This window comes from Yoonia tamlensis, assembly GCF_900115105.1.
GTDB lineage: Bacteria > Pseudomonadota > Alphaproteobacteria > Rhodobacterales > Rhodobacteraceae > Yoonia > Yoonia tamlensis.
In genome coordinates this window covers 1,332,283-1,351,306 of the sequence record NZ_FOYP01000001.1, presented here as the reverse complement: position 1 = coordinate 1,351,306, position 19,024 = coordinate 1,332,283, and the positions used below count along the sequence as shown (strand labels likewise).

Annotated in this window: 13 protein-coding genes; 2 read left to right on the top strand and 11 right to left on the bottom strand. The window is 59.1% G+C overall.

Annotated features, from left to right (window positions below):
* The first annotated feature begins 9 nt into the window (after positions 1-9).
* Positions 10-717, top strand: a complete 708-nt coding sequence (gene phoU / locus BM320_RS06970; RefSeq protein ID WP_090198128.1) for a phosphate signaling complex protein PhoU — start codon at positions 10-12, stop codon at positions 715-717.
* Between the two features lie 5 nt (positions 718-722).
* Positions 723-1,409 carry a phosphate regulon transcriptional regulator PhoB gene (phoB, locus tag BM320_RS06965; RefSeq protein WP_090198125.1) on the top strand — a complete coding sequence of 229 codons (687 nt, stop codon included), beginning with the start codon at positions 723-725 and terminating at the stop codon, positions 1,407-1,409.
* A gap of 28 nt (positions 1,410-1,437) precedes the next feature.
* On the opposite strand, the gene gnd is transcribed toward phoB, so the two are convergent.
* The 11 genes from gnd to BM320_RS06910 form a co-directional block, all read right to left on the bottom strand.
* The gene (gene gnd, locus BM320_RS06960) at positions 1,438-2,841 is read right to left on the bottom strand and encodes an NADP-dependent phosphogluconate dehydrogenase (protein WP_090198122.1); all 1,404 of its coding nucleotides are present in this window, start codon (positions 2,839-2,841) and stop codon (positions 1,438-1,440) included.
* A 95-nt stretch (positions 2,842-2,936) separates the two neighbouring features.
* Positions 2,937-3,914 carry a calcium/sodium antiporter gene (locus BM320_RS06955; protein WP_090198120.1) on the bottom strand — a complete coding sequence of 326 codons (978 nt, stop codon included), beginning with the start codon at positions 3,912-3,914 and terminating at the stop codon, positions 2,937-2,939.
* A gap of 108 nt (positions 3,915-4,022) precedes the next feature.
* Complete coding sequence (locus BM320_RS16375; protein WP_090198117.1) at positions 4,023-7,175, bottom strand: hypothetical protein; 3,153 nt, start codon at positions 7,173-7,175, stop codon at positions 4,023-4,025.
* On the bottom strand, positions 7,172-8,527 hold the full coding sequence (locus BM320_RS06945; RefSeq protein ID WP_090198114.1) for an ATP-binding protein: 1,356 nt from the start codon (positions 8,525-8,527) through the stop codon (positions 7,172-7,174). Before BM320_RS06945 ends, BM320_RS16375 begins: the two co-directional genes overlap by 4 nt.
* Positions 8,520-10,499, bottom strand: coding sequence for a contractile injection system tape measure protein (locus tag BM320_RS06940; protein WP_090198111.1), 1,980 nt, complete (start codon positions 10,497-10,499; stop codon positions 8,520-8,522). The genes BM320_RS06945 and BM320_RS06940 overlap by 8 nt, the downstream gene beginning before the upstream one ends.
* Positions 10,496-12,628, bottom strand: a complete 2,133-nt coding sequence (locus BM320_RS06935; protein ID WP_090198108.1) for a hypothetical protein — start codon at positions 12,626-12,628, stop codon at positions 10,496-10,498. Before BM320_RS06935 ends, BM320_RS06940 begins: the two co-directional genes overlap by 4 nt.
* Positions 12,625-13,437 carry a contractile injection system tail -fiber like adhesin gene (locus BM320_RS06930; protein WP_090198105.1) on the bottom strand — a complete coding sequence of 271 codons (813 nt, stop codon included), beginning with the start codon at positions 13,435-13,437 and terminating at the stop codon, positions 12,625-12,627. The genes BM320_RS06935 and BM320_RS06930 overlap by 4 nt, the downstream gene beginning before the upstream one ends.
* Positions 13,434-17,306: a baseplate J/gp47 family protein gene (locus tag BM320_RS06925; RefSeq protein ID WP_131802307.1), complete on the bottom strand. Its 3,873-nt coding sequence runs from the start codon at positions 17,304-17,306 to the stop codon at positions 13,434-13,436. The genes BM320_RS06930 and BM320_RS06925 overlap by 4 nt, the downstream gene beginning before the upstream one ends.
* A gap of 27 nt (positions 17,307-17,333) precedes the next feature.
* The gene (locus BM320_RS06920) at positions 17,334-18,278 is read right to left on the bottom strand and encodes a hypothetical protein (RefSeq protein WP_090198100.1); all 945 of its coding nucleotides are present in this window, start codon (positions 18,276-18,278) and stop codon (positions 17,334-17,336) included.
* Positions 18,279-18,281: 3 nt separating this feature from the next.
* Entirely contained in the window at positions 18,282-18,722 is a 441-nt protein-coding gene (locus BM320_RS06915) for a gp25 family contractile injection system sheath assembly initiator (protein WP_242650971.1), read from the bottom strand.
* Positions 18,722-19,012, bottom strand: coding sequence for a PAAR domain-containing contractile injection system baseplate protein (locus tag BM320_RS06910; RefSeq protein ID WP_090198097.1), 291 nt, complete (start codon positions 19,010-19,012; stop codon positions 18,722-18,724). The genes BM320_RS06915 and BM320_RS06910 overlap by 1 nt, the downstream gene beginning before the upstream one ends.
* Positions 19,013-19,024: the final 12 nt, after the last annotated feature.

The window sequence follows — 19,024 nt, the reverse complement described above, 5'->3', positions numbered from 1 at the left end:
GCCAGACCGATGAACGCACATATTTCATCCGCTTATGACCGTGACCTTGAAGGGATCACCACGCTGATCATGCAAATGGGCGGGCTGGTCGAAGAAGCAATCTTGCGCGCGGCAAATTCGCTTGCCAACCGCGATGTGGAAATGGCCGAAGCCGTCCGCAAGGCTGACGAGGCAATTGACGCGCTCGAAGAGCAGATCAACGAAGAAGCCGCCCGCACAATTGCACTGCGCGCGCCGGTGTCCAAGGATCTGCGCACAATTCTGTCTGTGCTGCGTCTGTCTGCATCCTTGGAACGGATCGGGGATTACGCAAAAAACATCGCCAAACGCACAAGCGTGCTGGTTGAAATGAACCCTGTGCCCGGCGCGGATACGGCGCTGCGCCGGATGGCGCGTGAAGTGGAACAGATGCTCAAGGACACGTTGGACGCCTATGTGCGCGGTGATGCGGAACTGGCCGAGGTGGTGCGCCAGCGCGACCAAGAAGTTGACCAGATGTATAACGCCCTGTTCCGCGAATTCCTGACATTCATGATGGAAGACCCGCGCAATATTACAGCCTGCATGCACCTGCATTTCATGGCAAAAAACATCGAACGCATGGGCGATTTGACCACCAATATGGCCGAGCAGGTGATCTATCTTGTCACCGGCGAAATGCCCGAAGAAGCGCGCCCCAAGGGTGACAAAACCGCCTTTGTGGTCGAAACTGGGTAAGTCAAATGGCACAGCAACCGCATGTTCTGGTCGTCGAGGACGAAGCAGCCCAACGCGAAGTTCTGGCCTATAATCTCGAGGCCGAAGGGATCCGCGTCACGCGCGCCGAAAACGGCGAGGAAGGGCTGATTTGCGTGGATGAAGACACCCCCGATGTGATCATTCTTGACTGGATGATGCCGCATCTTTCGGGCATCGAGGTCTGTCGCCGGTTAAAGGTTAGACCCGATACAAGTGGCATTCCCGTGATTATGCTGTCTGCACGCTCGGAAGAGGTCGACAAGGTGCGCGGGCTGGAAACGGGCGCGGACGATTATGTTGTCAAACCGTATTCCGTGTCCGAATTGATGGCGCGTGTGCGCAGCCAGCTGCGCCGCGTGCGTCCGGGCACTGTCGGGCAGACGCTGACCTATGACGATATCGTGCTGGATGCGGAAACGCACCGCGTCACCCGCAATGATGCGCCGCTCAAACTGGGGCCGACAGAATTTCGGCTGCTGACCACGTTTATGGAAAAACCCGGTCGGGTCTGGTCGCGCGATATGCTGCTGGACCGTGTTTGGGGGCGCGACATCTATGTCGATACGCGCACCGTAGATGTACATGTCGGGCGCTTGCGCAAAGTGCTGACGCAGCACGGCGGCGCTGATCCGGTGCGCACGGTGCGTGGTGCAGGTTATGCGTTGGGGTAAGGTGGGTTAAAACCCACCCTACGTTTTATCAGCTATTGCCCCATGGGCCATGGTGGCCTGATCCGCCATCGGTGCGCGCAAACCCGTGCGCGCCAAAGAAATCACGCTGGCCCTGGATCATATTGGCGGTGCCGCGCGCAGTCCGCAAAGCGTCGAAATAGGCAAGCCCGGACGACAAGGCGGGCAGGGCGACACCGTGCAGCGCACCCATGGCCACCGTCTGGCGCAGCGCATCATGGTTGGCCTTGACGATATCGGCAAAACGCGGTGCAAACAAAAGGTTGCGGTTCGCGTCTTCGCCAAGGGCCTGTGCCATATCATCCAGCATATCCGAGCGGATAATACAGCCGGCGCGCCAGACTTTGGCGATCTCGGGCAGGGGTAGATCCCAGCCGAATTCAACCGATGCCTTGCTGATCATGTCAAAGCCTTGCGCGTAGCACAGGATTTTGCCGACCATCAGCGCCTGTTCCAATGTGTCCAAGCCCAGGGCGTCATGCGGTAGCTTGCGCGGCCCCGTGCCAAACAGTGCTTCACCGGCGGCGCGGGTTTCAAGCTGCGACGACAGGTTGCGTGCGACAACGGCAGCCTCGATCGCGGGGATGGGTGCTGCAAGATGCTGTGCCTCGATGGCGGTCCAGCGACCGGTGCCTTTCTGGCCGGCGGCGTCCACGATCACGTCAAGCATCGGCTGACCCGTCGCCGGATCAATGGCAGCGGCAACTTTGCCAGAAATTTCAATCAGGTAGGATTTTAGCGGGCCCTGATCCCATTTGGCGAATGTCGCCGCGATGGCCGCGTTATCCATACCCATCCCGTCACGCATGATGCCGTAAACTTCGGCGATCATCTGCATATCGGCGTATTCAATTCCGTTATGCACGGCTTTGACAAAATGTCCGGCGCCCGCTTGGCCCATCCATGTAGCGCAGGCGGTGGTTTCATGCTTGGCGGAAATCGCGCTAAGGATATGGGCCACACGGTCCCAATATTCACGTTTGCCGCCACCCATGATTGACGGACCAAAACGCGCGCCTTCTTCGCCGCCGGACACACCGATGCCCAAGAACGGCAGATCGCCAGCCTCAACCGCGCGGCGGTTGGTGTCGTGGAAATTGGCATTGCCTGCGTCGATGATCAGGTCATTATCGCCCAGCAAGGGGCGCAACGCAGCGATTTGATCGTCGACTGGCTGACCTGCAGGCACCATCAGGATGATCGCACGTGGCTCGGCGATGGCGGCGACAAAATCGACAAGTGTCTGCGTCGGTGTGATCCTAGCGGCCAGATCACCGGCGTTAGCATGAAACGCATCTGTGACGCTGCTGGTGCGGTTCCAAACGGCAATATCAAACCCGTTGTCCGCAATATTCGAGGCCAGTGCGGCCCCCATTGTCCCCAAGCCGATCAGGCCGATTTCTGCTTTGCTCATCGTATGAATCCCCAAGATTTGCCGAAACTTGCGTTGGTATAGGCTGTCAGCAGGGGGATGGAAACGGGGCTTGCGGAAAAACTGCGCAGCGGCGGTCAGGCGCCGTTTGGCAAGATGTATTGCAAGGCCATAAAGGCAGCATATGCAGTGACCATCGTGATGCCAACGGGTTTGGTGATCTTGCCGACAACAAGCATCCAGATGCTAAAGCCGACGGCAATGCCAACCGTCGCCCAAAGCTGCATGCCCATCAGAACCGGTGTCACATCAAGCGGTTTGATAATTGCGGTCAGCGCAACAATTGACAGGATATTAAAGGTGTTCGAACCAATGATATTGCCCAAAATCAACCCGACGGATTGTTTGCGCGCGGCCGCAATACATGTCGATAGTTCAGGCAAAGAGGTCCCGAAGGCCACGACTGTCATGCCGATAATCGCCTCTGGTACGCCAATCAACGTGCCGGTGACAACCGCACCTTTGACCAGCATTTCAGCGCCCAAAGCCAAGGCGCAAAGCCCTGCCAACAAGATCACAAGCGCCATGCCCATCGATGAAATGGCACAATCGGCGTCATCATCAACATCGTCGATCTCGATCTCCAGACTGTCGGTTTTGAACTGATAAAAGACAAAACAGACAAGGATCCCGAACATCACCAGACCCAAGAGCATCGAAAACACGCCCTGATACATGCCGTAAGTCAAAATCGCGGTCGCCAGCAACATCATAAAGAGATCTTTGGCTAGATCTTTCGCCTTGCCTTCGATCTGGAACACAATCGCCGTGGCGCCCAGTACCAGCAGGATATTGGCAATATTCGACCCCAGCACATTGCCCAGCGCGATCCCGGGGAAACCTTGCAGGTTTGCGTTCACCGACGTGAACAATTCAGGCACCGACGTGCCGAATGAAATGATCGTAGCCCCGATAAACAGCGGTGACAGCCCTGTGCGCTCTGCGATGAAAACCGCGGCGTCGATTGTCCAGTCGCCGCCTTTAATCAGCAGAAAAAGACCAAAGAGAATCGCGCCGGCAGAAAGTACAAAGAGATCGTAGTTAGGAAGAATCACCGGCGTTTGCTCCGTCTCGCTTGGGGTCGTTTGCGCACTTATGCATGGCCGCGGATTGCGTGAATAGCCCTCATGCGGAAATTATCGCGCGCTGTGTTGCTGTTGGGTTCAGGGCTTAGGACCATTGCGCGCGCCTTGATAGATATGGAACGCAATCAGGAACCCGACCCCCAAGACGATCATGAACAAAAGAACCGGCGGCCAGATTGCCACCGCGTCACAGATCGTCAGCGCCAGAATGGCCGCAAACACGAGCCCCCCGCCAAGCCACGCAAAGCCGAGCCCAAAGGCAAGCCGGTCGACAAACCCGCTATAAAATGACCGCCAGACAAGCAACGCCGTCGCAAGGAAAATCAATGCCGCACCGGCGGCCACATAGCTGCGGTTGGGGCAGATAATGGTGCAGGCACGGTCCATATCGGACTGATAATGCGCCAAAAAACCGGGCATGCGGGGGGTGAACCAGTTTTGTGTAAACATGGCGTTTATAGTCGGAGTCTCGGGGGCGGTCGGGTCCGGCGCAGGCCAGAACCCGACGCCTGCAAAATTGTCGTGGAAATAGACAAGATCATCGGCCAACTGGCTGAACGGTCCAGGGTCGGGCGCATCGGCTGCGGCACCGGCGGCAGGGCTTTGCAAGACATGTTCATGGCCGGACGGCGGCAGAACGGGGATAATGCGGCGCAGGACCCGCGCACGATCAATGCCGCGAAACGCCCCGTTTTCCATCCGTGCGCGCAGCATCTTTTTGCTGTCGGTTGTCGGGCGTTCAAGAAATAGCAGCACATAATCGACGACAGGCGTGCTGCCGGTCAGCAGCGATTTGATGTCGGTGAAGATCGGCGCGCTTGCAGGCGAATCTGCAAGTGACAGATCAAACGCCAGATTTATGGTCTGGTCGCGCGGCCCGAGTTCAGCCGCAAGCAAGGTCACCAGAGAAACAAGCCGTTCGATATTGGGCTGATGCTGCGCCGTGCCATCATAGCCGTCGATAATAAGCGTCACCCCGTCCACTTGCGGGCGGTCCAGAATATACGGGAATGCGGCGCGCCACGCGGCTAGATCGTTGCGATCGGTGCGCGCGTAAGGTTCTGACAATGTAACAATTTTTTGCACGGCTGTGGCAATTTGCACATCCGACCATTGATCCCACCCCGCAAGTTTCAACGCAAGATCCGCCTGTGCGCGATGCCGGTGCGAGGCATTCACAAAATCGCGCTGGCCGGTTGTCCACTGGGCCTCGTTGTGCAGCACCAATGTGCCTTCGTCGCTGAGCGCAAATTCCAGCCCGTAGAACGCCGCGCGGCTGACAATGCTGAAATCAACCATCCGGCCTGGCGCGGCGTCTTGGGGTGCATCTTGCTGCGGCGCAAACCAGTAGGGGTAAAAACTGTAGATTTGCGCGCTTGCGCTACGGGTGCTGACACAGCCGCAGTCGGGCAGGGCAATTGCCGTGTCGTAGGCGGCGCCCGTGTCGGCGATATTGCGGCTGGCATTGGCGCGGATGTCAGCGATTGAAACCGCAGAAAGCGCGGGCGAAAGCTGTGCCAGCGCCGTGTCCAGCAGGCGCGCATTCGGGTATTCGACGCCCAAAAGCGCTGTCAACTCGGCGGCGGCGGCGGGATCGGTGATCACCTCTTGAATTGCTGTGGCGGCGGGGGCGGCGGCAATGGCTTGGGTCAGGCTGTCGGTCAGCCCCCAGCGCGCCTCGACCGCGCCCGATAGCTGGATCATATCTCGGTTGACGGACGTGGCGATTTTGTCTTGGGCAATCGGGGCCAGCAATTTGCGCGCATCAGATCTAAGAACTTCGACATTCGGAGCAGGCACATAGGTAGCCCCCAGCAGTGCGGCGCGAAAATCCGCATCTGTGACAGTGGCGGCAACCGCGCTATCGGTTGCATCCGTGACGCCAATGGTCGGGCTCACCTCAAGCGGTTCGAACGCGGGCACGCCTTCGGGCAATGTGTCAAACGTATCCGACATCGGCTCGGCGGCAGCGGCCAGCACTTCGGCGGCGGCTTCGACCTGCGCTTGGATGCGCGCGCTTGTAGCGGTTTGTAGATTGGCACGCAGTCCCGTCAAAAGTGCGGCGCGGCTTTGTGCTGTCAGACCGATATATTCGGCGATAATTGGCGCGCTTGGCGCAAATTCAGGCACAAGCGCGAGGTTCGCTGCCCGTTCGGGGTTAAGCTGGAAGGCACGCCCAAGATTGTCGGGGCTGTTGACCGCGCGCATGATTTGATCACGGGTGCAGGTGCTGACCTGTCCGGTCAGGGCGGTATCAATCGCTTTGGATAAATCCGCAGCGGAATCAAAGGTTTGCCCTGCAATATCGGCCAGTAACCCGCTGATGTCGACGGGATCAACCAGCCCGTCCAGCGCGGTTTGGTCAAAGCTGATATAATCGGTGATCAGCGCACCAGTCGCGGGCTGGCAACTGGCGGGCAGGGTGGCATATAGGCCTGCATAGTCGCGCGGTGCGGCGGCGCGGTTGGCCGCGCGGTAATCCGAAATCAGCGCGATCACCGCCGCGTCGCTCCCGACAAGCCGCGGCCCGCGTGTGGTTATATCCTCGCCGAGCCAAAGCGCAAAATCAGGTGACAGCACCTGCGCCACACCGGCAGGCAGGGCGGTTTCGATCCGGCCCAAGCTTGTTAACACATCCGTTGTGGCCTGCGCGCCGCCGGCAAGATCAAGCGCGGTACAGGTTTGTGCGGCATTGGGCCAGATATCGGGATCAAGCGCACCCAGCGCCAACTGGCCCGCGCGCGCCAGCGCAGGCAGGCCCGTGTCGGTCAGATCTGCGCAGTCCGTGGCCCCCGTCTGGTCAAGCATCCGGTTTGCGGTGCCAGCAGGCGCCCCGACGACCGCCATAACGTTGATATTAAACGCATTATCATCCGCAGGCAAAAGCGCGTTTGCAAATGCCGTATCCGCCGACAGCTGTTTCCAATCGGGCACAAGCGCGGCCAATTGCCCGTAAGCATCGGCAAGTTCGAGCGTTGCGTCGGTCAGTGCCGCATTTGTTTGCAACGGCACCTGCTGGCACAGCCGTACCAAAGCCTGTTTGGTATAGGCACCCAGCCTGCTGTCGGACAGAAGGATATTGTCGTCATCCAAAGCGCTGCGCAGGCCAAGTTGGATGTCGTCCACTTGGGTAATGCTGGGCGGATCATCCGCAATGCTGCGCAAATCGCGGCAATCGGCCTGCGCCATTGCAGGCAGGAACACGAGGATTGCGACAAAAATTCTGTTCATCGGGTGCGTCCTTCTTTGCGTAATTCGCCTGCAATTGCTTGCTGCAAATCTGCGGTGCTGACATGAGTTGCGTCGCGCCGTAGCGCCGAAATTGCGGCATGTCGGGCGACATTTGTGATTGGCCCACCGGCAAGCGGCGTATCACGCGCAAGCGCGGCAAGATCGACATCGGGTGCCAGCGGCATTTTTCCCAAAACGCTATGCCACAGCGCCGTGCGCAGGGCCGCGTCAGGTTTGGGGAACCCGACCGCCATTTGGAAACGGCGGAAAAACGCCTCATCAATATTGCTGCGCAGATTGGTTGCCAAAATCACCAAGGCCGGACATTCCTCGATCCTTTGCAGCAGATAGGCGACCTCTTGATTGGCGTGGCGGTCATTGGCAGAACTGGCCGCGCCGCGCGCCCCAAACAGCGCGTCCGCCTCGTCAAAAAACAGGATCCAGTTGTTTTCTTCTGCCATATCAAAGACCTGCGCGAGGTTCTTTTCAGTCTCTCCGATGTATTTCGACACGATCATCGACAGATCAATGCGGTAGACATCCAGCCCCGTGCGCTGACCCAAAAGCGTCGCGGTCAGCGTCTTGCCTGTGCCGGGGGGGCCGTAAAACAAGGCCTTAAATCCGTGACCCAGCCGAGCTTTCAAACCCCATTCATCCAGAATTTTATCGCGATTGGCGAGCCAAGCAGCAATATGATCCAGATGGTGCTTTACCTCGCGCGGCAAAATTAGATCGGCCCACGTCAGCCCGCTTTGCAGCCGTTTTGCCGGAAACTGCGGTGAAAAATCAGGGGCGGGTTTCTGGCCTGCGCAAAGCTCTGACACCCTGTGCGGTGCGATCAAGAGCGGCCCGCCAAAAAACGTGCCAGCCGTTGCGCCCGTCGCAGGCAATGCGCCAAGTTCAAGCCCCGCAAGCTTGCGCAGCGCATGATCGGGCGCAAAAAGCGCCATCATCGCGATCCGCATGGCAGTATCGCCGCCGCCCAGCAAAAACAACGCCGTAATTGCAGTGGGAATAAAGCTGCTGGTTTCTGTGCGCAGCCCCCCGAATTCGGAAAAAGGACGATCAATGGCCTTGTTGCGCACAAAAAACGGGTCAAGCACGGCCGGATTAACCTGTACCGCAAGCGCAAGCGCAAAAACAATCCGCGCCGATGCATCAAGCTGCGCGCGCGCAATCAGATCCCCCAGCGCCGATCCGCGCGCATGCTGCGGTGCATTCGGGGGGGCAAAAGGCGCGGTTTCGCCTGCGAAAAAATGTGCCAGCCGCGCGGCGATAACAGTACCCAGCCAATCCAGTTCGGCCGATATGGCAATTGCGTGCGGGCAGTTTGCGGGGGGCTGGTTAGTCATCTCGCTGTCTCCAGTCTATATGCAGCGGCGCGGGCATCCAGGGCAGGGCAATCAGGTTGAACGACCATGGCAACCCGTCAAGAAGCATGTCATATGCGCCCTTGTTGACCGTCAATTTCGGCTGCTTTGGGTCATCAAGATCAAGCAGGCCACCGCGCTGGATGAACGCCGCACGCAACCCGTCTGCGGACGTACTTCCAAGCCGCCCCCATTGCGCAATTACGGATTGCACCAACCCGTCGATCAGCGCACAACCCGCGGGCGCAAGCCCCTTTGCAGGCAAGGGTGCCCCATCGTTCGGACGCCCTAAAAGGCAATCAAAAAGCGGATCAGACGCAACCGTTGTGCGCATGTCACCCAATGCAAGACGCGCCAATGCGGCCAGCGCGACGGGCAGGTCCTGCGGTACTATTTTTCCGCTGTCCCGCCTGATTTCAAGCCGGTCAAACAGCATCGCAAGATAGGGATGAAACAAGACAAGCCCAGCGACTTGGGTGGCGCTGCGCGGTGTCTCTTGCTTGGCGGGCCGCGCTGCGGCCGTTTCGGGTGAAAGCACGTTTTCAAGCACAGCGCGTGCCTCTGCACGGGCCGTGGCAGAGGCAACAGCAGGATAATTCAGCCGCGCAATTGTCGCGCGCAAGGCGATGTCTCGCTTTTGCGGGTCAGGGATTAGGCGTTCAATGAAATTTTTCACAGTTTCAACGGTTTGCGTCTCATTCCTTGCCACGATTGTTTCAATAAGATGCCCCCAAAACAGCACCGAAGAACTGCTCTGGCTGGGCAAAGCGGGCAAAAGCGCGGAATAGATCAGTTCGACCATCGCAATCAGTCCTTGCGCGGATGGTCCGATTGTATCGACCAGCATTTGTTTGCAGGTCTGATCAGAAGGTGCGGGGCGATCAATTGCCTGCGCGGGATCCTCACCCAAGGCGCTCAGCCCGCGCGTCAATGCTGCGCGCGCCGCGATGGCGGGGTCATGGGTTTTGGCCTGTGCCGCGTTGATATCAATCGATTTTTTTGCAATGAGCGCGGCAAGCACATGTCGTTTGGCCGCAAGCGGTTCGGGTGCCATGTCCAGCGCAGCGACCGCCTTTTTCAGATGGGTCGCTGTCGCGGGGATGCGTTGCTCGATCGCTGCGTTGACCTGAGTTTCGCTTTGTAAATAGCTAATAATATGTGAATAAATTTCGTTCTTTGAGGCTATTTTTTCGACGTCTTCTGTCGATGCATCTTGCATGAACACCAGATAGCGCGCGTGCGCACGTGTCAGTGGTGTTTGCGTGATTACCGGGTTGGCACGCGGTTCCGCGCTTTCTAGATCACAGATTGCATTTAGTAATTGCGCGCTGTAATCACCTGAAATATCGATATTTTCTCCATGGACGACGCGCAATGCGTTGTGAATGTCAGGCGTTGCCATTTGCCCGATGATATGGCGTGCAGTGGATTTAGACGGGTTTTCCTGCCCCGTAAGTATCAGTGCAAGATTGGCATCCGTTTGCGCGCGTTTCAGCGCTTTTGCAGTGTGTTCCCACGGTCTTTGTGCATGGGCCACAAGCCGCGCGACCAGTTCGGATTTGCGCCCTGAAACGGGCAAACCGCGCGCGGCAGCCATTGCGCGCAATTGCGCCTGCGTTTGTCTGGCAAATGGGGCATTAGCGGTGTCCGGTTGTTGCGGCGTCAGATAGGGACGGATCGCGGAAACGAGCCGGTCGCGCAGGGTATTACGCACCAGATCCCAATCAACGGGGCTGTCGAATTCCCCGATATCAAGCGTCAGCGCGGCGATGCGCAGGGGCGCATGATTATTGCCGGCATCATCCAGCACTTGGTCAAGGACCTGCAACAGTTCTTGCCTGACCGCCAATAGCAGGCGGTCGGGGCTGTCGATGCTGTTGGCCGCAGGTGTCACTTGCAGATCAAATTCGAGGCTGCCAATTGCGTTGGGGGTCAGCACTGCGGTCTGGGTCATGGGTCGCGCGCCGCATGGCTAAATGTTTGTATTGCTTGGCGTATATTGGCGGCATGTTGTTGCGGGTCGCGGTACCAATCCGCAAGCATAGGACGCAAGGTTCGCGTTTCTTGCGGCGTTAACCACAAGAGCCTGACAAAAACATGCGCAGGCGCAAGCCGCGTGACCAGATCCGCAACAAAAAGCCGAAAACTTGGGCGGCTGGTCCGCGCGGTCCATCCGGGCAACATGATTGTTGCTTGTGCGGGCGCGAAATCAGTTTGCTTCTGGCGCAGGGCGATATCTTCAAAAAGCCAGAATTTTTCCGCGTTGCGGTGCATTTCAACAAAGCTGTTGCGCAGGCGGTTGGCCCATTCCACTGTGGTCTGGCGGTTGTGGCTGCTGCCGCAAGGGTAAAGATCACCGCCCGCGACGGGTTGAAACATGACCTCCCAATCGCTTTTGCGATTGCGTGCGACGATATAGGCGTCCACCTGTGCCGCGCGGGCAAAAAGCGCGGGCGTCGTGCGGGCATCGACAACCCAAGGGCAGCTCATGGCAAGTTTTGCGAGCGTCAGCGGCGCGACCGTATCGTCGCGTTGGACAAATGCATCCATCGGCCGCACGGGTAATATGACATCCGCCGCCTTGATCGGCGGGGCCGGCGGCTCCATCTGCGGGTCAACTGTAATCGCGTCGACACCCTGATGGCTGGCCACCGCAAGATCGGCCAGATGTGCAAGCCGCGCGGCAAGACCGAATTGCGGATGCATGGTTCCCGAAAAATAGTTAAAGGCAGGCAGCCGGGCAAGATATTGCGCGCGCCATACCACATCCCATTGCAGACGCTCTGCCACCGAGCGGTAGGCGTGTAGGCTGGCGGGATCACACAAGGGCATTTCTTCGCCTTGCAACGCAATCAAATAGTCCAGCATTTCAACGCGCGCGCGCACAGCCGCCGGATCGCGCAGGTCGCAATCACCGTCTTGTGCATATTGCGCCGGAATATCCCCAAGCCCCGCGCGCATGGCCTGCAAATGATGGTCAATCATTGTGCGGTAGTCGCTCAGCCCCGCATTTTTAGGCTGGTCAGAGGCAATACGGTAGGCCGTTGGCAGCGTGGAATTGACATTGGGGCCGGTAATCCTGCGCTGTTTGCCCGCAAAGCCGGTATCCCAGTCGGATTTGTCGCGATGGTTGCCTTGCTGTGCGATGGCTGCGGCGGTGATCCGGCCCAGCTCTTCTTGGATGGTGTGCGGGTTTAGCACCACAGGCCCGCCGTCACGGGTTACAGTGATGGTAACGGGCTGGCCGATTTGCGGCAAAACAGGCGCAAAATAGCTGCGCGGGTCATGCGGGATGTCCGCGATAGGCCGCTGTGTTATTGGGTCAAATAGACCAAAGTCACCAACTTGCACAACGCCCGCAATATCGCGAAATCCGGCCAGCGCTTGTTCAAGCCTTGTGGTATTGCGCGCGTCGGCTGGCAGTTGCGGCCATAAACCCGCAGGGTCGGCAAATAGATCAACGCGGGTGGCACCCGTTGCCGCGTCTTTGCCCGCCTTTGTCACGGGCATGCCCTTGAACAAAAGCTGCAATTGATAGATGATTTCGGCGACAATACGGTCGGGCTGCGCAAGCGGGCTGATGGCGATTTCACCCGTGATGACAACTGGTTGCGGCGTCGCGATATCAATGCGGTTAATCGCGGTTGCCAGTATCCGGTTATCCTCAAAACATGCGCGGGTCTGCGCGATCAGGGTGGCATCGGCGTTCTGTTTTTGCGGAATGAGCAGCAGATCGACCAACCCCGCGGCAGGTCCGCGTGTCACAAATACCCTCGCGATCCCGTCAAGCTGTGAAAGCCGGCCTGCCAGATCGGCATGGGTGACAGGGCGCCCTGGCAGCACGTCTTGGGGGGCAAAAACCGCGCGCGCCTGTAGATCCAGCCCGGTCTTGTCGGTCAAAAGATCACGCACGCTATGATCGCCCTGATAGGCAATTTCCGACAGGGCAAAGACCGTTTGTTCCAACAATGTCACACCTGGATCATGCAGGTTGAAATCGGTCCAGACCTTGCCAGAGGCATCTTGCGCCGCGGCGATTGCGCTTGCGCGCAAGATATCGAATGAAAGCGGGGCGTCCGTCATGACAAATCTGCCTCGCGGGTGGGTCCGCCGCGTGATCCGGCCATTGTCGGATCAAACCAAAGCCGTGTCAGATAATAGCGGATCACCTTATCGCGCCCGAAATTTGCATTGGTGCGCATTTGCAATTTGTAGTGGTGGCTGTTTTTGGTTGCCACCCAGCGCAGCCGGATACGATCCGCATAGCTGCCATAGACGGCGGTTTGCGCCTTGATCCGGCGGCGTCCGAACAGCCAGTTTAGCACCCAGTTGCGCGGATGAAACGCGTTCAGTGCGGTGGCATGCACCATGGAATAGCGTCCTTGGGTCAATTCGGCGCCAGCGCCGGCCATGATTTCAAAGGCTTGGCAGCCGGTCAATTCGCGTGTGATATCGTGCCATTTGCCATCGGCAGGCACATGCGGGATATCATCACTGGCAAAGCCGATCCGCCCGCGTGCGCGCTGCACCCCGTTGACATCAAGCTGCCATTCCGGCGCATCATTGCGCAGCCCCAGCCGCCCTTCGGCAGAAAAGCTTACCCCGTGGTTTTCACCGCCCGCATCCGCGCCGCGCCGGAAATGCAAGCTGCTGCTTTCGGTGCCGTGATCAATGACCCATGCGGGGTATTGCGCGCTCAGGTTTTCATAAAGGCTTAGCACCCGTTGCGAGCCGCCAACCGAAGTGAGCCGCAACCCGTCTGCCGCCGTTTTGGAATAACCATCTTCGATCTGGTTGACGCCGCTGTCGATCAGGTCGCGGTAATGTTCCGCTGTGGGCAGCGCCCCGTCGCGGAAAAACGCCTTGAGCGTGGTGCGATCTTTTTTGGTCATGGATGACCCTCCTGACCTACAATAAGCATATCACCAATACGCAACCGCCCGATCCCGCTTTGGGTGGGGGTGACGGGTTGTTTGCGTTCGGAGGTTGAAATGGCATGATCCGCGGCTGAAAGCGGCAGTGCCCATGGCCGCGACGGCCTGATAACGGACCCGAGCGGACCACGCTGGTCAATCTGCGCCGTATCACCAAGCGCATAGTGCCTTGCGTCATCGGTGACAAAGTGGAGCACTGAAAATTCTGTGATATCAACGACATCCGGATGTGCCGCGATCTGCGCCTTGAGCATGGACACGTTCAACTGCCAGCCAAAGCGCGCGATATCATCCGCCCCCGTCCAGACTGACAGACATTTCGACACATAATGTTGCAACTTATGGGTCAGGGCGCCGTCATCCTGAAATGGCACAAACCGCAGGGCCGCACGGACATGAAGCCGGTCAAACGCCGGATTGACCACTTCATAATTGGCGTCAGGGCTCGCGTGGCGGTGTAGAAATGCGCGCACCCGTTCAAGCGTGCCAACGTCAAAATACCTTTCTTGCGCGTGGGGCAGGCGCCCTTGGCCAAATTCCGGCGGATGGCGCACGATCACCACTGTGGCCGTGCCTGCACAGGGGGTTGGTGATTTGCGCGACAAATGCGGCAGGCATTTGCAGCGCCAGATATCAGGGAAAGCGTCAAGCACCAGACGCTCGATGTCATAGGGGGTGACCGCGCGCTGCCGGTGGCGCAGCCGCTCACCCATCCGCGCGAGGTAATCCGGACGGGCCTCTGGCGGTGGTGGCGGGGCGCGTCTTTCGGTTTCTTGTGGCGGGGCAAATCCGGGTTGGGGCAGTTGAAAACGCCAGTGCCTGTCACCGCCCGTGCGCGCGCTATCGGGATCGGTGCTGACGGCCCAGACGCCATTTGTGCGCACATAGGACAGCGTAGGGTGGGTTTCAAACCCGCGCCAGGGCGCAGAAACCGCAACCCAAACCCCGCCTTCGGGCATTTCGCCGGCAGGGGTCTGCGCGTCATCCGGCAGATCAAGCGTGACGACACCCGACCGCAGCAGCCCGTCCGTTGTATCCGATGAAATTGCGGTGGGCGGCAGATCAACCCAACCGTCAGCCGTCAGATAATGCCAGTTGAGCGGCACCGCAGGCGGCACCAGCCGCAAATGCCCGCTATCGGCGATGTCAAACAGGACCCCCAATTGCCGCAGTGCCCCTGCGCCGGAGAGCTGAATATAAAGCGTCCCAAGCCCCAAACGTGGCGCAAACAGCCCTAAATCACGCCGTATCCGGTCAGGATAGGCTGCGCGCGCGCCAAACGGGGTGACCTGCGTAATCCGGTCGCCTTGATGGGCCGTATCAGGGGCGGCAAGGCTCATCACGCGCGATGCGGTGTAACCAAGGCTTAGTTGGTCGATACGCGGGATCCATGGCGGATTTGGCGGCACGCGCGGGCGCAAAGGGTTCGGGTTGGGGCGCATGGCCTTGACCAAGGCAAGCGGATGCTGCGCCTGCCCGAAGTCTCCGCCGCCACGCAGCGTCAGCCGTATTGCGCCATCGCGCAGTTTTGCGCGGTTTTTGGGCAATGGGCTGTGACCATCCTTCAAATTCGGACTTTCGGAACCTTGCACGGCGGCACGCAGCGACCAATCGGCAATCAATGTGCCATCATAGGCATTTGTCCGGATCATGGGGCAGGGCGCATCGGTGATCGGCTTCCAATGCGCGTCGACCAGATATTCGGCCTGCAATGTCGGATCGGGGCGTTTGACGCTGTCGGGATAGCCACGATAATAGGCATCGAACCCGCCGGGCAAATCTGGGACATCTGCCCAGCGCAGGTCCAATTGCACAGATGTCACCGGTTTTGCCGCAAGTTCCGCGCAGGCCAGCGTAAATGTCGCACCCTCATTGGGACGTGCGCCAAAGGGCAGGAACGATTGCGCGGTCGCCACCGGCCCGTCATCGCTAAAGCCGGCAAATTGGGATATTCCCGTCACCTGCACCGCAATCGCAACCTGATCAATCGCATAGCGTTCAAAGAATGTGATCGGGCAAATGCGCGCCTGCTGGTTCCACCGCAAGCAAAGCACAGGCGTGCCCCCTTTGACCGCAGTGATCGGCGGCATATCGGGTGCAAAGCCAAGCCTGACCACAAATCCCGCGCCGTCGTTTTTTGGGATGATTTGGGTCAGTTTGGCCGCGAGCGGGCCTTGGTCGGTCGACAGGCGGATCTCAAACGCGTCACCCAGAAGCTTTTCGAACATGTCTGCTGGCGTATAGATGAACCGGCCGTTTTCCTGACCGAATGCCTCGACGATCTGGCCGATATCGCCGGTTGCGGCCGCGGGGTTATGCTGGCCGGTCAATGCGGTTTCGCAAGCCAATATACGGGTCGCGAGCTTGTCCCAATAGGTGCCGCTGGGCCAAGGGTGGTTTTCAATCAGGCCAAGGGTCACAATCCGCCCCAATAGGACGCGCAGCGCGGAGGGCGTGAGGATCTTGTCGGCGATCACCTCGTAGATGAGATCCATCGACGCGGTGCAGCCGCGCGCAACTGCCGCCTGATGGACCTGATCTGCGATGGCGGCAACGCCTGCGTTCAAATTGTCAAAGCCCAGCGCACGGATCAATGCAGGATCCGAACGCAGTTCAAGCGCGACATCCGGATCGGGGGCGGCATCTTGGGCTGCCGTGCAGGGCGTTGATGCGGCGGGTAAATCTGTGGCGCGGCGCATATGAAATGTCACATCGATCTGGCGCTGCCCTTCGGCCAGTTGGAACATATCAGAAGCAATATCGAGCCCCATATCGATATTCTGTGCGGCCCGACCCAAAAAGACCCCGCGCCCGAGCGGTTGCGTGTCGGCCGGTTCGATCCCGCCGCGCACACCTGTAATGCAGCCAAGCGTCGAAAACAGTGAAACCTGCGGGTCGGTGTCATAGCTAAGCACCGCCGTTGCCGCAACCTTGGCAGGGGTGATCGGCACGTCGGTTTCGGTCTCGAAGCGCAGCTTGGTCCCATCTGTCAGCTGCGCTGATAGTGGTGTCCCCTTGGGCAGCAACTTTGGCACCGCCCCCGATGGCAGATGCAGCAATGCGCGTTCGGGGGCCGCACCGCGCCGCGGCTGACCGATAATTTCGCCATAATAAAAATCGCTGTGGCGTTGGGTGAACCGGTTTAGCCGCGTGTCGACCAATTGCGCTGCAGATAGTTCGGCGATGATCAGCCCGATCGCAGGATCAACTATCCCCGATTTCAGGCGTTGATCAAATGCCAGTCGGGCTGCGGGTCGTAGCGACGACACCGCATGCACAAACTGGCGGTGCGCAGCGCTAAGTCCGGCCTGCAGTGCCCGTGCCTGTGCGATACTATCGCCCGCGGCATTTGGGATAAAGCCGTGGTTTTGCAACGCTGTAACCATACGCGCACCAGAACAGCGCGCCAAAGCATGGGTGCGCGCGGTCAGGTCCATTTGTTGATCCAACCCTTGCAGAACCGGTCCGAATGCATCGGCCCATTGCGCGCGCAACCGCGTGATCCAGTCATCAAGCAATTGCGCAAGGTTGCGGATTTCGCGCGCCGCTATGTCAACGTCTTGTTCAAGGGCCAGATCAAACCGTGTGATTTCGTCGTCGATACGGAAACGGGCCACTTGCGCGGCAACACAGAGCGGTTCTGCCTTGAGCATCTTGTCCCATGGCGGCACTGCATCCGCGGCGAGACGCACAAGGTTCTCAGCCAAAGCATCGGGCCTGATCAACGGGCCGCCACCGCGCAGCGGAACGGGCAGACGCCGGTCGCCCTGCGCGCCGTTGGTGACGCTGATGTCCGACCATTTTTGTGTGACTGTTGCTTTCTGCAATTGTTTTTTCTTATGCATGGTTTGAGGTTACGGGATCGGGGCACTGCCGCCGCCACGCGACAAGAATACGGCGGTCAGGCTTGATGCATCGCCTTGGATCGCAAACACGCCGCCCAATTCCGTTGGGCCAAGCGTGGTTTCGCTGGCAGCAAATTGGGTGGCTTGAAACACCAATACACCCGCGCTCGGGTCTGCATTTGGCCCAAATGTCGGGATGCGCCCGCCAGCGTGGTCATACATGCTGACCACCCCCTGACCAGAACTGACAACACGCGCACCGCAAAGCCCCAAACGGGTCCATCGCAATCGCGCAAAGGGCAGGGTGGGGCCGCTTTCAATTTGTAGATTGTCGATGGAAAAAATGGCCCGCCCGCTACCAAAACCAAGACGCATGGCAAAATCACCAATCGCCTGTGTGGTTTGCGCGCTGCCATCATCATCCACAAAGGTATAGGTCAGCGCCACAGCACCCGCGTGAAGCGCCTGACCCGAAGCCGGAATATTATCCTGCAAAGGCGGTATGCCCACAACCAGCGGGCCGCCGTAATCTACCCCGTCCGCGCGGTAGCCTAGCTGATAGGCGAGCGGCAGGCTGTCGCGGCTGTTAAGTGCGGCAATCGGTGTCGCGTGCGACTGTTTGCGCCCGCTCAAATCGCCTTGCTCATCAGCGCTAAGCCCGCGGATCTTGCGGTCATCGACGGCCAGATTACGCGGCAATGGCGCATCGCCGCCGCGAACCCGCCCCGAAACCGCAAGGATCGTCCCACCCGCTGTGCCATTGGCGGTGCGCAGATAGGAGCCTGCCATGCGTCGCGCCTCAAACCGGTCGACATCGCAGGGCAGATCGGGGCCAAGACCGATGACTTCGGCAACGGTCGTGTCCCGTGCCGCGTCCACCACCGTTGTGACCGCATCGCAACCCTGCAAGGCCGTGATGCAAGCAATGCCAGATATGATCGCGCGCAGGTGCATCTGTTAGCCTTCCACCACAGGTGGGGCGGTGACCAATGTGCCTTCGCGGATGTAAAACGGAAACACGACATTCGCGCGCGAATTGGTCTGGCGAATACGGTAGACAAGATCAATCAGCAGCTTGCCCTCGGCGGCGTCGGCCACCGAAACTTTGGTCTGGTCCACGTCAATGCGCGGTTCAAAAAACAGGATCGCGCGGGCGATTGCAGCCTCCATCTTGCGTAGGGTCGCTGCATTTAGCGGGTCAAAGATATAGTCGTAAATCCGGCAGCCATAGGTCGGGTGCATGACCCGTTCACCTGGGCGGGTCTCAAACAGGATGCGCAGGCTTTGATGGATATCTTCCTCAGCGGTGACGAGCCGCGCTTCTCCGGTAAAAAGGTCGAACTGCGGCGGAAATGCCCAGCCGCGCCCCAAGAACCCCGGATCATCATGCCCCATCATCAGCCCCCGATCATCACGGTCGCGCAGCCCGCAACAATTGATCCGCCATGCGCGGTTGTGTCGCCCATGCGCGCGGCCGGTGATCCACCGATCATAACGGTGGCCGAGCCTTTGGATATTGTTGCCGGTGGTCCGACGCAGACGCAATTGTCGCCCTGCACGGCCGCGGGAAGTTTCCCGATTAAAACAGTGGCCTCGCCCGGGCCCACGATTGGGCCACCGACATGCGGAACCGGACCGTTGGCCGCGGGGCAGCTGTGCATATCTGTCAGACGTGCGGCAGGTGGCATCTGCGATCCTTT

Coding starts and splice junctions, on each gene's coding strand:
- phoU (WP_090198128.1), top strand. CDS start 10: ATGAACGCACATATTTCATCCGCTTATGACCGTGACCTTGAAGGGATC.
- phoB (WP_090198125.1), top strand. CDS start 723: ATGGCACAGCAACCGCATGTTCTGGTCGTCGAGGACGAAGCAGCCCAA.
- gnd (WP_090198122.1), bottom strand. CDS start 2,841: ATGAGCAAAGCAGAAATCGGCCTGATCGGCTTGGGGACAATGGGGGCC.
- BM320_RS16375 (WP_090198117.1), bottom strand. CDS start 7,175: ATGAACAGAATTTTTGTCGCAATCCTCGTGTTCCTGCCTGCAATGGCG.
- BM320_RS06945 (WP_090198114.1), bottom strand. CDS start 8,527: ATGACTAACCAGCCCCCCGCAAACTGCCCGCACGCAATTGCCATATCG.
- BM320_RS06940 (WP_090198111.1), bottom strand. CDS start 10,499: ATGACCCAGACCGCAGTGCTGACCCCCAACGCAATTGGCAGCCTCGAA.
- BM320_RS06935 (WP_090198108.1), bottom strand. CDS start 12,628: ATGACGGACGCCCCGCTTTCATTCGATATCTTGCGCGCAAGCGCAATC.
- BM320_RS06930 (WP_090198105.1), bottom strand. CDS start 13,437: ATGACCAAAAAAGATCGCACCACGCTCAAGGCGTTTTTCCGCGACGGG.
- BM320_RS06920 (WP_090198100.1), bottom strand. CDS start 18,278: ATGCACCTGCGCGCGATCATATCTGGCATTGCTTGCATCACGGCCTTG.
- BM320_RS06915 (WP_242650971.1), bottom strand. CDS start 18,722: ATGATGGGGCATGATGATCCGGGGTTCTTGGGGCGCGGCTGGGCATTT.
- BM320_RS06910 (WP_090198097.1), bottom strand. CDS start 19,012: ATGCCACCTGCCGCACGTCTGACAGATATGCACAGCTGCCCCGCGGCC.